This is a genomic window from Maritimibacter alexandrii (genome assembly GCF_005871115.1).
Classification (GTDB): Bacteria; Pseudomonadota; Alphaproteobacteria; order Rhodobacterales; family Rhodobacteraceae; genus Maritimibacter; species Maritimibacter alkaliphilus.
This window is the reverse complement of the sequence record NZ_SWKQ01000013.1, coordinates 516,601-529,819: the sequence shown is the minus strand read 5'-3', so window position 1 is coordinate 529,819 and position 13,219 is coordinate 516,601. Positions and strand designations below refer to the sequence as shown.

At 64.7% G+C, this 13,219-nt stretch carries 11 protein-coding genes; 9 read left to right on the top strand and 2 right to left on the bottom strand.

Going from position 1 to position 13,219, the window contains the following annotated elements; translation table 11 throughout:
* The first annotated feature begins 35 nt into the window (after nt 1–35).
* Nucleotides 36–1,451 (top strand): oligosaccharide flippase family protein, encoded by a 1,416-nt coding sequence (locus FCT00_RS15135; protein WP_138423663.1) that lies wholly within the window; start codon nt 36–38, stop codon nt 1,449–1,451.
* Here FCT00_RS15135 and FCT00_RS15130 read toward each other — a convergent pair.
* Together FCT00_RS15130 and FCT00_RS15125 are read right to left on the bottom strand one after the other, a co-directional pair.
* Nucleotides 1,347–2,957: a glucosamine inositolphosphorylceramide transferase family protein gene (locus FCT00_RS15130; RefSeq protein ID WP_138423662.1), complete on the bottom strand. Its 1,611-nt coding sequence runs from the start codon at nt 2,955–2,957 to the stop codon at nt 1,347–1,349. The two genes, FCT00_RS15135 and FCT00_RS15130, sit on opposite strands and share 105 nt — an antisense overlap.
* Nucleotides 2,958–3,081: 124 nt before the next feature.
* A complete protein-coding gene (locus FCT00_RS15125) occupies nt 3,082–4,158 on the bottom strand; it encodes a GNAT family N-acetyltransferase (RefSeq protein WP_171043006.1) in 1,077 nt (358 codons plus the stop codon).
* Between the two features lie 562 nt (nt 4,159–4,720).
* On the opposite strand from FCT00_RS15125, the gene FCT00_RS15120 reads away from it, so the two are divergent.
* The 8 genes from FCT00_RS15120 (at nt 4,721) to FCT00_RS15085 (ending at nt 13,196) form a co-directional block, all read left to right on the top strand.
* On the top strand, nt 4,721–5,776 hold the full coding sequence (locus tag FCT00_RS15120; protein ID WP_008330766.1) for a TRAP transporter substrate-binding protein: 1,056 nt from the start codon (nt 4,721–4,723) through the stop codon (nt 5,774–5,776).
* 70 nt (nt 5,777–5,846) lie between these two features.
* Entirely contained in the window at nt 5,847–6,356 is a 510-nt protein-coding gene (locus FCT00_RS15115; RefSeq protein ID WP_138423660.1) for a TRAP transporter small permease, read from the top strand.
* Entirely contained in the window at nt 6,353–7,849 is a 1,497-nt protein-coding gene (locus FCT00_RS15110) for a TRAP transporter large permease (RefSeq protein ID WP_008330764.1), read from the top strand. The genes FCT00_RS15115 and FCT00_RS15110 overlap by 4 nt, the downstream gene beginning before the upstream one ends.
* Before the next feature lie 82 nt (nt 7,850–7,931).
* Nucleotides 7,932–8,702 carry a crotonase/enoyl-CoA hydratase family protein gene (locus tag FCT00_RS15105; protein ID WP_008330763.1) on the top strand — a complete coding sequence of 257 codons (771 nt, stop codon included), beginning with the start codon at nt 7,932–7,934 and terminating at the stop codon, nt 8,700–8,702.
* 4 nt (nt 8,703–8,706) lie between these two features.
* Nucleotides 8,707–9,180: a MarR family winged helix-turn-helix transcriptional regulator gene (locus FCT00_RS15100; RefSeq protein WP_138423659.1), complete on the top strand. Its 474-nt coding sequence runs from the start codon at nt 8,707–8,709 to the stop codon at nt 9,178–9,180.
* Between the two features lie 3 nt (nt 9,181–9,183).
* Nucleotides 9,184–10,992, top strand: coding sequence for a feruloyl-CoA synthase (locus tag FCT00_RS15095; protein WP_171043005.1), 1,809 nt, complete (start codon nt 9,184–9,186; stop codon nt 10,990–10,992).
* Nucleotides 10,993–11,000: 8 nt separating this feature from the next.
* On the top strand, nt 11,001–12,593 hold the full coding sequence (locus tag FCT00_RS15090) for an acyl-CoA dehydrogenase family protein (RefSeq protein ID WP_138423658.1): 1,593 nt from the start codon (nt 11,001–11,003) through the stop codon (nt 12,591–12,593).
* A gap of 135 nt (nt 12,594–12,728) precedes the next feature.
* Nucleotides 12,729–13,196 carry a 4-hydroxylaminobenzoate lyase gene (locus FCT00_RS15085; RefSeq protein ID WP_138423657.1) on the top strand — a complete coding sequence of 156 codons (468 nt, stop codon included), beginning with the start codon at nt 12,729–12,731 and terminating at the stop codon, nt 13,194–13,196.
* The last annotated feature ends 23 nt before the right edge of the window (nt 13,197–13,219 follow it).

The window sequence follows — 13,219 nt, the reverse complement described above, 5'->3', positions numbered from 1 at the left end:
CCCACGGCTTCGGGCGGACGGCGCGGGGTCCGGCGATGCTGAAGCGCCTTGCGGCCCCCTATGTCGTCGGCGTCGCGTCGCGCGTCATCGGGCAGGCCATCGCCTTCGCGACCGTCGCTATCGCGTCGAAGTTCATCGACCTCGACGGGTTCGGCACCTACGCATTCGGTTGGGCGTTGACGGTCATCGCGACCACCTTCGTTTTCACCGGGTTCTATCAGGCGCTCCTGCGTTCGCAGGATATCGAGCGCGACCGGCACACCCTCTTCTGGGCCATGCTGGGCGTCGGCGCGCTGGGCTCCTTCGTCATCACCGGGATCGGTCTGACGATGGGCGGACTCGCCACGACCGAGGGCCGGGTGATCCTGACGCTCGCCCCCTTGCCCTTCGTCAACGTCCCTGCGGCGTGGTGGGAGGCGCAGTTGGTGCGCGACGCGCGTGTCCGGGCCGCAAGCCTGTATGTCCTGATCTACGAAAGCTTTGCGCTGCTCACCGTGATCGTTCTGTTGTCGATGGGGTGGGGTGTCTTCGCGCTCGTCACCTCGCGCGTGGTAGCCGTGGCGTTCGGTCTTTTGCAGACCGGCCTGCTCGTGCGCCGGCTTCCCCGGTTCGAATTCCGCCTCGACGCGCTCAGAGCCTCGCGTGAGACGGCCGGGCCGCTCTGGGGGACCACCAGCGTCGCGCTTCTGTCGAATTACGGGGCCGACCTGATCCTCGGCGCGCTGGCATCGCCCGCCGTTGTCGGGGCGTACCGGGGCGGGGCTCGCATCGCGATGACCGCCGCCGACCTCGTCATGCAACCCCTCGGCCTGCTGTCGTGGTCCAAGTTCACCCGGATCGAGAAAGAGGGTGCGGGCATTCCGGCGCTGCGCCGCGCCTGGATCGAGAATATGTCGCTCGCCGCCGCGCTCATGTGGCCGATGTCGATGGCCGTCGCGTTGCTGGCCCCGCTTCTGGTGGTGACGATCCTCGATGACACGTGGCTGCCCGCGGCCTCCATCGTCTCGATCCTCGCGGTTTCGAAGTCGATCGAGTTTTTCGCCAACCTGCTCGAGCCGACGATGCTGACCACCGGCAACGCGGGCCGACAGCTCAAGATCCGCAGCGCGGGGGCTGTCACGCTGATCGTGGCCCTTCTGGCGTTCGGGCGTTTCGGGCCGGAAGCTGCGGCCTACTGCCATCTCGCGGCCAGCGTCGTGGTCGGCGCGGCATCGCTCGCGGCCACCGCGAAGGCGCTGGAAATTCCGCTGCGCGACATGGTGATGACGTTCTTGCCGGGGGCGGCGCTCGCGGCGCTCACCTATGTCGCGGTGCATTGGTCGAGCAGCCTGTGGGGCTCGGTCGGGTCAGAAGTTGGACTGGGCCTGACGCTGGTAAAGATCTCGGTCGCCTGGCTCATCCTCATGGCCATCTTCCTGCGCCGTCGCGTGCTGGTCCTTCCCACGCCCTGAGGTGTGTTGCCCGGTGAACGAACGGCGCAGGTCCATCACCGTATAGCCTCCGCCAGCATCCATGTGATGCATACCCATGATCCCCGGCATGGCATCGGGCGTGATATGGCGCACCCGACGCTCACCATAGCCCGTCATCGACAGTTCGGTGATCTCCATCAGGTTCAGCCCATAGCCGTAAACGCCGTTGGAGTTGTCCTGACTGGCACGATAAAGCCGCCCGTTCTCGGCGAAGATGCGTCCCCCGTTGCGTGCGGTCGTCGCATCGAGCACCACCGGATTCAGCGGATGGGGCTGCGGGTTCGTCATCATCGGATCGTCGATGGTGAACAGGTGCAGTTCGCTTCCGAAATCGCCGAAACTGTCGTTGGCGATGTTCGTGGCCAGCCACCATTGGCCGGCGTGCTCGAACACGACCGTGTCCGAGGCCTCGACACCCTCGAAACCGACCGCCGCACGCTCCCACCCCAGCGGAAAGTCGGTCGCGCGCCATAGCTCGATCCGCTTCGCCTGATGCGTTTCCGGGATCATCCAGACCGCGCCTTTCCAGCGAAAGACGTAGGGAAACGACAGGTGATGCGGCATCTGCATGACCGGACCGATGGGGTCCATCCGCATTCCGTCGAGCCGCCCGACCGACAGGTGCCCGTGGTGGGTGGCGTAGTCGAAATCTTCGTAGAAGAGATAGGTGACGCCATCGTGCTCCAGCAGGAACGGGTCGGCCCAATAGGTGTTCCCCGGAGGCATCAGATCGACGCCCGAGGTCGGATCGATCCCCGCCAGCGGCCCGTGCGACAGGCGCAGAAAGAACATGCCGGGGCGCTTGCCGCGTTTGGCCTCAATCCGGCGCACCACGCGCATGGCAAGCTCCCACGTCAAGGCGCAGGCGTAGTCTGCAAGGTCCACACCGTGCGGCGCGGGCAGGGTGGCCGGGGCCGGAACCGGCGTCGGCATTGCGCCGTCCCGCGTCAGCCGCACCAATTCCCGCAGCAGGAGCAGCACGGATTTTTCGCGGGCGAAGGCCGCATTGCGCGAGGCCATGAATTTAGTGTCGAAGCGGGCGGTCGCGATCGTCGCCTCGCCCTCCTCCGTCCGGCAGGTCAGCGCGACTTCGGTCACCGGGCTGCGCAGGCGCGCCTCGGTCAGGCCGCTCGCCTCGTCATAGGTCGATAGCCGCCACAGACCGAACCGAGCGGCCGGGGCGCAGTTTTCCGCAGCCCGCGACATCGAGAAATCGACGATGACATCGCAGCCCTCGGCAAGGTCGGGCGCGAAATCGCAAAGTGGCGGCACGTCCGGCGGCAGGTCGTCGGGCGCGGGGAACAGCCGCGTCTCGGCAGCGATCCAACCGCGCCAGATCGTGGGAAGGCCGGGTTCGGGGGCAGGGCAGGCGGTGACCACGGCCAGATCGAACCGCGCATCCTCGCCCACGGCACGCAGAAACCGGCGTTCGCCGGGTCCGGCGACGCCTGCTTTCAGGATCACGCAGAGTTTCAATGCACTCATTTCGCGGTCTTCGTTTCTGCCCAGTCTCTAATTAGAAACCAATGCTGGCAGGAATATGGCCGCGTTTCGATGCGATTGCATAGGCTTGCGTGCGGTCGTCGCGCGACGCGCCCCGGTCTGGGCGCTAAAAGATCCGCCCCGCCGCAAGTATCCGGTCACCTGCACGCCGCGTGAATTCAGGCACCTTGGGCGAGGGCAGGCGGTCCGCCATGACCTGAAGCTGTTTGCGCAGGCGTCGCGGCGCGCCGATCAGGCTGACGGGTCGCTCCATCGACCCCTCGACCAGCGCCCGTTCGTGCGTCATGAAATCGGTCTTGTATCGCTGGTCGCCGCGACCGAAATCCAGTTCCCGCCGCCCTTCGGCTTCCATCTGCTTGAGCGTTTCGAGGATCAGGATCAATCCGGGCGAGGTCTTGCGGTATTCCTCGTCATAGGACGGGAACCACCAGTGCAGCGTTTGCGTGCTGCGCATCCCGAAATGCACCGCGACACAGGTGTCGCCCGCATAAAGCGCCGATGTCTGACCCGCGAATTCCGGCGTGTCGGTGGCCCGGATCGCCTCGGCCACGTCGCGCGCCCATCCCGCATCGAGGATGAATTTGACGCCCATCGCGGCGAGGGACGCGCGCTTCCAGTCGAGGAAGCTTTGCCATGCCCGGTCGGACCTGTCGTTGGCGACGAAGGTGATCACGCCATGATCGCGTTCCAGCTTGCGGCTGCGCCGACCGAGGTCGCGAAACGACCGGTTGTTCGATCTGCGCGCGTCGGCCCAGGCTTCGAAGCCCCCTGACAGATCGATATAGGGCGATGTCGTTTCGCGGAAGGCATGGTCCGCGAAGGCGCTTTGCGAGCGCGGCGCATGGTTGAAGTCATAGGCCTTGGCCCCCGCCGCCTTCAGAACCAAGCCCATGTCCGGGCGCGTTCCCGGCGCTGCGACGACCCCATGATAATCCGAGATCTGGCCCGCCAGCGGCGCGAGCCGCCCGAACCGCTGTTTGTGGAAGGCGAAGAAGCCCTGAATCGCACCCTGATCGTGCAGCACCGCAACGCGCGTGTCCTTGGGGCGCACAGTGCCGACGATCCGGCAGAAATCAGGCGTGAAGAACGGGCTTTGCAGATCCCGGTCCGCGGCCTGAAAGCCCCGCCAGACGGCGATCATCCCGGCATCGAGCTCATCCGGTCGAATGATGTCCACCTGCATCCGATCAGACCTTTCTCGTGGTCGCCACGCCATGACAGGGCAGACGAGCCGAGCGTCGACGGGTCACGCGGACGTGGACGAGGGCTGCCCGGTGCGAAACCGGGTTAGGATCGAACATGGCAGCTGCACCCCTTGCATCTGCGCCCCCGCGCGGGACTGTCCCACAAACGGGCAAAAAGTCAACGAAACGCTTGTATGATAAGGGTTTCGCGGCGTTTTGCCATGCCAATTGCGGGCCGGGCCGTGCATTGTTGCCGATCCGGCGACAGGGTCAGGGCGAATGCCGCGCGTTGATTCACCAACCGGTGAGTCGGAAAAAGTGGTTGAACCCCCCGGACAAAAATGCCCCTATCGCTGCAAATGCAATGAATGCCCTCGGATCGGTCCGAAATAGGTATTGCTGAAAATCGTTATAAGTTATAACCTTTTAACTGAACGCCAAAGCCTGCTCCTTTTTTCACAAGCCCTGAACGAGATTCAGGTGGAAATCTGTGGCAATATATGGCATTCAACACGCGATAGTGGCATTATAATGCCACATCCGGTCAAGGGAGGAGAATCAATGACCACTCGCAAACTGCTTACGTCGCTCGCCGCCGGTGCCGCACTGACGGCCCTGTCCACCGGGGGTGCGTTCGCCCAGGAAGTCACGCTCAAGCTGCACCAGTTCCTGCCCGCGCAAGCCAACGTCCCGAAGGACGTGCTGGATGTCTGGGCCGACAATGTCGAGAAGGATTCGGAAGGCCGCATCAAGGTCGAGCGTTATGCCTCCATGGCGCTGGGCGGCACCCCGCCGGAACTGATGGATCAGGCCATCGACGGCATCGCCGACGTCGTCTGGACCGTCGTGGGTTACACCCCCGGCCGCTATCCGACCACCGAAGTCTTCGAACTGCCCTTCATGGTGTCGGATGCCCGTGAAGCGTCCTGTGCCTACTCGAAAATGTTCGACACGCACATGAAGGACGGCGAGTTCAAGGATCTGCACATCGTCGGCACCTGGGTCCACGGCCCCGGCATGTTCCACACCAACGAGCCGGTCGAAGTGCCCTCCGACCTCGAAGGCATGAAGATCCGCGGCGGTTCGCGCCTCGTGAACGACCTGCTGACGCGCGTCGGCGCCGAGCCGATCGGGATGCCCGTTCCGGCCGTGTCCGAAGCCCTGTCCAAAGGCGTGATCGACGGAACCACGATCCCGTGGGAAGTGACCTACGCGCTCAAGGTGCCGGAACTGGTGACCAACCACACCGAATTCGAAGGCCCGGCGCTTTACAACCTCACCTTCGTTCTCGCCATGAACAAGGGCGTCTACGAAGGCCTGTCGGACGAGAACAAGGCCGTGATCGACGCCAACTCCGGCCTCGCCTTCTCGGTCTTCGCCGGTGGCACCCAAGCCGACGCCGATGGCCCGGCCCGTCAGGTCGCCGTCGACCTCGGCAACAACATCATCACCGTTTCGGAAGAAGATGCGAAAGCCTGGGATGAGATCGTGAACCCGATCTACGACGAATGGATCGCGGGTATGGAAAACGGTCAGGCCCTGATCGACGAAGCCAAGATGCTCATGGAGCAGTGCGGCGCCGACATGGCCAACATCGACACCTACGGCGCAAAATAAGCCATCATGCGCGCGGCGGGGCAACCTGCCGCGCGTTTTCGTCTGACCCGGACCTGAAACAGGGGATCCCATGAACCGCTTTTTCCTCGGCCTGTCGAAAGCACTTGCGATCGCGGGCGGCGCTGTCCTGAGCATTCTCGTCATTCTCGTCGTCGTTTCGATCCTTGGCCGCGAAACCGGCCTTGGGGCCGTGACCGGCGACTATGAGATTGTCGAGGCCGGAATGGCCTTCTGCATCTTCGCCTTTCTGCCCTACGCGCACATGACCGGCGCACATGCGACCGTCGACATCTTCACCAATACGCTGGGCGAGACCGCGCATCGTTGGCTACTGGCGGCGATCGACGTCGTCTTCGCCGTCGTCCTCATCATCATCGCGACCCAGCTTTGGGGCGGCATGATGAGCAAACTCAATTCGGGGCAGACCACGCTGCTCCTGCAATTTCCCGTCTGGTGGGGCTACGCCGTCTCAATGGTCGCGGCCATCGTCGGCGCGGTCGTCGGTGTCTGGCACGCCTTCGTGCGCGTGACCGAGGCCGTGACGGGCAAGACCATCGCCGTCGAGGGGGGCGAAATATGACCAATATCGAGATCGGGCTCTGGTCCTTCCCGGCGCTCCTCCTGCTCATCTTCCTGCGCGTGCCCATCGGGCTTGCCATGTTCCTCGCGGGGTTCGTGGGGCTGGGCATCATCAACGACGGCTGGCACATCGCGCTCGCCCGCCTGAAGACCGAGACCTACACGACGTTTTCGTCCTACTCGCTGTCCATCGTGCCGATGTTCCTGCTTATGGGTCACTTCGCGACCCTTGGCGGGATGAGCCAATCGTTGTTCAAGGCGGCGGAAAGCTGGCTGGGTCACCGGCGCGGCGGTGTCGCCATGGCCGCCATCGGGGCCTGTGCGGGGTTCGGCGCGATCTGTGGCTCGTCGCTTGCGACCGCTGCCACGATGGGGCGCGTCGCCCTGCCTGAACTGCGCCGCTACGGCTATTCCGGCGGCTTCTCGACCGCCACGCTGGCGGCGGGCGGTACGCTGGGCATCCTGATCCCGCCGTCGGTGGTGCTGGTGATCTATGCCATCCTCGCGGAACAGAACATCGCCAAGCTCTTTGCCGCCGCCATCGTGCCCGGCATCCTCGCGGCAATCGGCTACATCATCGTCATCTCGATCTATGTCCGCCTGTTCCCGAAATCGGCGGGCACCCGTCCTCCGGTTCCGATGGCCGAGCGGTTTCGGGCCGTGTTCAACGTCTGGCCGGTCCTGCTGGTCTTCGGCCTCGTGGTCGGCGGCATCTACGGCGGGCTGTTCACGCCCACCGAAGGCGCGGCGGTCGGTGCGCTCGGCACTGGGATCATCGCGCTCTTCAACGGCGGCCTGACGTGGAAATCGCTGCTCGGTTCGTTCACGGCGACCGCACGCTCGACCGCGATGATCTTCTTCATCGTGCTCGGCGCGGCCTTCTACAACGGCTTCCTCGCCGTGAGCCAAGTGCCGCAGACGGCGGCGAGCTGGGTCGCCGAACAGGGCTATTCGCCTTACACGGTGCTCTTGATCATCCTCGTCTTCTACCTGCTTCTGGGCTGTCTCATGGACTCGCTGTCCATGATCCTGCTCACCATTCCGATCTTCTACCCGATCATCTCGGTGCTGGATTTCGGCATGGTCGACTTCGTGTCGATGCAGCACGACATGATCCGTGACGCGATTGCGTCCGGGGCCGCGCAGGGGGTCGCGCAGGATGTGATGGACCAGATCAACGCGCTGATGGCGGCGGGGCAGGAAGTGCCACGACAGCTTTCGGGTGAACTGGGCGTCCGCCTGACCGAGATGCGCGCCAATGCGCTGGGCATGGAATACACCGCGATCTGGTTCGGCATCCTCGTCCTGATCGTCGTGGAAACCGGCCTCATCACCCCGCCGGTGGGCATGATCCTGTTCATCATCAACGCGATGGACAAGCAGACCCCGATCGTCGAGACCTACAAGGCCGTGATGTTCTTCATCACATCGGATCTGATCCGCGTGGCCCTGCTGGTCGCCTTTCCGGCGATCACCCTGTTTCTGATCACCTGAAACGAAAACGGACGGCGCAAGCACATTGCGCCGTCTCGCGAAGATAGATACAAGTCATAACGATTATACCAGGGAGGTATTCATGGCTGACGACATTCTTCTGGTGGATGTGTCCGACGACGGCATCGCCACGCTCACCATGAACCGGGCCGGCAAGCGCAACGCCATGTCCGACCAGCTTCTGAACGCGCTCGACGCGTTCTTTTCCAACCCGCCCGCCGGGGTGAAGGCGGTGGTTCTGACCGGGACCGAGGGGCACTTCTGCTCGGGTCTCGACCTTGCCGAGCACGAACAGCGCGACGCCGAGGGCACAATGCGCCACTCGCGCGGGTGGCACGCGATCATGGACAAGATCCAGTATGGCGGGCTGCCGGTGATTTCGGCCATGTTCGGCGCGGTGATCGGCGGCGGTCTGGAGCTTGCCACCTCGACCCATGTGCGTATCGCCGAGCCTTCCACCATCTTCCAGCTTCCCGAGGGACGGCGGGGCATCTTCGTCGGCGGCGGGGCGAGCGTGCGCGTGGGGCGCATCCTCGGGGCCGACCGGATGATCGAGATGATGCTGACGGGCCGCAAATACGGCGCGGAAGAGGGGCTGTCGCTTGGCCTCACCCACTACGCGGTCGGCGAAGGCGAGGCGCTGGAACTCGCCCAGAAGCTCGCCCGCAACATCGCCGACAATGCGCCCCTGTCGAACTACGTGATGATTCAGGCGCTGTCGCGGATCGAGGATATGTCCAAAGCCGACGGTCTCTTTACCGAAAGCCTCTGCGCGGCACTGACCCAGACCAGCCCACATGCGATCGAGGGGTTGCAGGCCTTCCTTCAGAAACGCGACCCGAGTTTCAGGTAGCGCCATGTCGGGAGGGGAGGAGACCGACACGGCCAAGAAGGTGACGGATGCGGCCCTGCGCCCGTTCCTTGGCTTCAACCTGCGCCGCGCGTGGAACGTGATCCACGCCGACCTTGGCGCCACGCTCGACCCGTTGGGTCTGCGGATGATCACGTTTTCCGCGCTGGTCGTCATCGGGGACAATCCGGGCCTCAGTCAGGCGCAACTCGCCGCCGCCCTGTCGGTCGAGCGCCCGAACCTCGTCGCCGTGACCGACGAACTCACCCGGCGCGGTCTGATCTCGCGCGAACGCGTGCCGTCCGACCGCCGCACCTACGCGCTGCGCCTGACGACGGCGGGGGCCCGGCTGCTCGCACAGGCGACCGAGGCGGTCCATGCCCACGAAACCAGTCTTTATGCCGGGCTGACCGGCGACGACCGCGCGCAACTGCTCGGCGCGCTGGCCAAGATCGAAGCCACCGGGACAGGGAGGAGCTGACCCATGTCTAAGTACAAACCGCATTCCACAACCGTCGAAACACGCCCCGATGGCACGATGATCTACCGCGCCGCCGACCCGCTCGGCCCCGTCGTGGACCGCACCGGCGACTGGCTCCACCATTGGGCCGACGCCGCGCCCGACCGCACCTTCCTTGCCGAACGCTATGGCGCGGGCTGGCGTGAGGTGAGCTATGCCGAGGCGCTGGAACAGGTCCGTGGCATCGCAGCCAGCCTGCTTGCGCGCGGGATGAACGCGGACACGCCCGTGATCGTGATCTCCGGCAACGGCGTCGACCACGGCCTTCTCGCGCTTGCCGGGCAGTATGTCGGCGTGCCGATCGTGCCGGTGGCAGAACAATATGCGCTGATCCACGGCGCTCACGGTCGTCTGCGCCACGCGGTCGAAATGACCAAGCCGCGCATGGCCTACACGGTGGACGCCGACCAGTATGGCGAGGCGCTGGCGCTCGACATCTTCGACGACATCGAAGTGGTCGCTTCGAACCCCGGCCAGCACACCAAGGTCACGCCCTTCGCGGACCTCGTCAAAGGCGACTCGAGCGTCGATGTGGATGCCGCTTTCGCCGCGACTGGCCCTGATACGGTGGGCAAGATCCTCCTCACCTCCGGCTCCACCTCGGCCCCCAAGGGCGTGCCGACGACCAACCGGATGATGACCACCAATCAGGCGCAACTCGCCGCCGCGCTGCCGTTCCTCGCCGCGCGTCCGCCCGTTCTGGTGGATTGGCTGCCGTGGAATCACGTCTTCGGCGGATCGCACAACTTCAACATGATCCTCGCCAACGGCGGCACGCTTTATGTCGACGACGGCAAGCCGACGCCCGCGTTGATCTCGCGCACCGTCGAAAACCTGAAACTCGTCTCGCCCACGATCAGCTTCAACGTGCCCGTGGGCTTCGCGGGGCTGGTCAAGGCGATGAAGACCGACGAGGCGCTCAAGCAAAGCTACTTCGCCGAACTCGACATGATCTTCTATGCCGGGGCTTCGCTCCCGCAGGACGTCTGGAAGGGGATCGAGGACGCGGCGCATGAGGTGCGCGGTGACCTGCCTCTGATGAACTCGTCCTGGGGTCTGACCGAAACCGCGCCCGCCGCGCTCCTGCAACATGAACCGACCGACCGTTCCGGCATCGTCGGCGTGCCGCTGCCGGGGGTGGAGGTGAAGCTGATCCCCGACGACGACATGCGCTGCGAGGTTCGCGTCAAAGGCCCGTCGATCTTCACCGGCTATCTCGACAACCTGGAAAAGACCGCCGAGGCCTTCGACGACGAGGGCTTCTTCCTCACCGGCGACGCGATGAAATTCGTGAACCCCGATAACTACGATCTGGGCCTGCAATTCGACGGGCGCATCTCGGAGGACTTCAAGCTCCTCACCGGCACATGGGTGCGCGCGGGCCAGCTTCGGCTCGACATGCTCGCCTGTATCGGGCCGCTCGCGCAGGACATCGTCATCACGGGCGCGGACAAGAACGAGATCGGAATCATGATCTTCCCGAACGTCGCGGAGTTGGAAAAGGAAGGCTATTCGTTCGATTCCGACAACGGCGCGCTCATCAACGCGGCGCTGCAATCTGACATCCGCCGCCGTTTGGCGGTGCGTGCGGGCGAAGTGTCCGGCTCGTCCTCGCGCGTGGGTCGCGCTATCGTTCTGGAAGAGCCGCCCAACATGGGCGAGGGCGAGATGACGGCCAAGGGCAACCTCAACTACCGCAAGGTTCTGGACCGTCGGGACGCGCTTCTCAAGCGGCTCTACGACGACGCCGACCCTGCGACAATCACCATCTGAGGCTTGCCATGAAACCCTTCGCCGCGCCGCTTGACGACATTTTCTTCATCCTGAACCACGTGGTCGGGGCCGACCGGGTCGCGGACTACGACCCCGAAATGTCGCGCGAGATCGCGCAGCACTTCGCCTCGTTCGCGGAAGAGGTGATCGCACCGACGGATGAGATCGGGGACAAGATCGGGGCGAAGCTGGTCGATGGCCGGGTTGTTCTGCCGGACGCGGTGAAGGCGATGTTCACGCAGTATGTCGAGGGCGGCTGGCCCGGTCTCATGCTGCCCGAGGAACATGGCGGCATGGGCGTGGACGGCGTGACCGGCGGCGTGATCCACGAGATTCTCATGGGCGCGAACCACGCGTTCCAGATGCTCGTCTCGCTTGCCGTGGGCCACAACCGGGTCTTCCAGAATTTCGGCACCGACGCGCAGAAGGCCAAGTACCTGCCGCTGCTCGCCTCCGGCGATTATCTCGGCACGATGGCCCTGACCGAACCCGGAGCGGGGTCGGACCTTGGCCGCATCCGCACCCGCGCGGTGCAGGATGGCGACGTCTGGCGGATCACCGGCGAGAAGATTTTCATCTCCGGCGGCGATCAGGATATGTCCAAGGGCGTGCTGCACATGGTCCTCGCCCGCACCGGCGAGATGGACAGCGGGGTGAAGGGCCTGTCGCTGTTCGCTTGCCTGTCGGATCGCGCCGACGGCAGCCGCAATGCGGTCAACGTCACGCGGATCGAGGAAAAGATGGGTCTGCACCTGCAACCCACCTGTCAGCTTGCCTTCGACGGGGCCGAGGCGGAGCTCATCGGGGCCGAAGGGCAGGGGCTGCGCGCCATGTTCGAGATCATGAACCACGCGCGCGTGGACGTGGCCTTGCAGGGCGTGGCCCATTCCGCCCGCGCCTATGACATCGCGTCGAGCTATGCTGCCGAGCGCGTGCAGGGCCGGGGGCCGGATGGTCCCGTGACGATCGACAAGCATGGCGACGTGCGCCGGATGCTGGACGAGATCGACGCGATCGCGATGGGCGCGCGCGCGATGACGCATCTGGCGCTGGTGACGCTGGAATCGGGTGACAACCCGTGGCTCCTCGAACTTCTGACCCATGTCATCAAGTGGTATGCGTCCGAGCAGGGGTTGCGCGCCGCCGAGACGGGGATGCAGGTGCTGGGCGGCTACGGCTACCTTCAGGAATACCGCATCGAACAGACCTACCGCGACCTGCGTATCGCCGCGATCTACGAGGGCGCCTCGGGCATTCATGCGATGGGCGTCGCGGCCCGTCTGCTCCGGCTAGAAAACGGCGCGGCGATGAATGCTTTCGTGGACTTCCTGAAAGGCATCGACGGCGGCCCCGCACTCGACCGGGCCGTGGCGGCATGGGAAGCGGCGCGCGCGCATCTGGAAACCGGCGTCGATCCGGGTCAGATCGCGACGCCGTTCATCCGCCTGACCGCCCGCGTTCTGGAACAGGCGCTCTGGGCGCAGATGGCGGCCAAGGCCGATCATCACCCGGACCCGGAGCGCATCCGCCGCGTCGCCGCACTCGTCGCGCGGCAGTCGGCCCGGACCGAAGCCGACCTTGCGGAAATGACGGCGGCCTGACGCAATCCGCGGCCCAGACCGGCGTGCCCTGCGCTATGCAGTAAAGTGCACCTCGTCGCCAAACCTGTTGAACTGCGCGGGCAATTGTGCAAAATACTGCACAAACGACTCACGGCGCAGCGACAGGAGGAATCGATGTCCGCAGAAGAGTTTTCCATGCTGATCGGTGGCATCGCGGCGCGGCTCGAAGGTGTGCCGCTCGATGACGACATGGCCGCGTTTCTGAATCGCGAGTATCCGAGAGACAGCCCCGAATTCAAACGCTTGGGCGAGCTTTGCGCGCAAGGCGAGGCCGAGGGCTGGCTTGTTCAGCGCGAAGCGGGCGGGATCAAGTTCGGGCGACCGATCAAGCCCGGCGGGGCCGCCGGCAGCTTTTCGGTCGACGTGGTGCGCATGAAGGACGTCAAAGGCCCGCATCACGTCCACACCACGGGCGAAATCGGGGCGGTCATGCCGCTTGAAGGGGCGCCGAAGTTCGATGATTTCGAACCCGGTTGGTATGTCTACCCGCCGGGGTCCGATCATCACCCGACGGTTACGGGTGGGGATGCCTACGTGCTCTACCTGCTCCCCGAAGGCGCCATTGAATTCACAGGGAAATAACCGTTCCGGGCGCGGGAGGCGCC

Bases quoted from the DNA above. Each gene is read 5' to 3' on its own strand.
- FCT00_RS15135 (WP_138423663.1), top strand. From the start codon at position 36: ATGCTGAAGCGCCTTGCGGCCCCCTATGTCGTCGGCGTCGCGTCGCGC.
- FCT00_RS15130 (WP_138423662.1), bottom strand. From the start codon at position 2,957: ATGAGTGCATTGAAACTCTGCGTGATCCTGAAAGCAGGCGTCGCCGGA.
- FCT00_RS15125 (WP_171043006.1), bottom strand. From the start codon at position 4,158: ATGCAGGTGGACATCATTCGACCGGATGAGCTCGATGCCGGGATGATC.
- FCT00_RS15120 (WP_008330766.1), top strand. From the start codon at position 4,721: ATGACCACTCGCAAACTGCTTACGTCGCTCGCCGCCGGTGCCGCACTG.
- FCT00_RS15115 (WP_138423660.1), top strand. From the start codon at position 5,847: ATGAACCGCTTTTTCCTCGGCCTGTCGAAAGCACTTGCGATCGCGGGC.
- FCT00_RS15110 (WP_008330764.1), top strand. From the start codon at position 6,353: ATGACCAATATCGAGATCGGGCTCTGGTCCTTCCCGGCGCTCCTCCTG.
- FCT00_RS15105 (WP_008330763.1), top strand. From the start codon at position 7,932: ATGGCTGACGACATTCTTCTGGTGGATGTGTCCGACGACGGCATCGCC.
- FCT00_RS15100 (WP_138423659.1), top strand. From the start codon at position 8,707: ATGTCGGGAGGGGAGGAGACCGACACGGCCAAGAAGGTGACGGATGCG.
- FCT00_RS15095 (WP_171043005.1), top strand. From the start codon at position 9,184: ATGTCTAAGTACAAACCGCATTCCACAACCGTCGAAACACGCCCCGAT.
- FCT00_RS15090 (WP_138423658.1), top strand. From the start codon at position 11,001: ATGAAACCCTTCGCCGCGCCGCTTGACGACATTTTCTTCATCCTGAAC.
- FCT00_RS15085 (WP_138423657.1), top strand. From the start codon at position 12,729: ATGTCCGCAGAAGAGTTTTCCATGCTGATCGGTGGCATCGCGGCGCGG.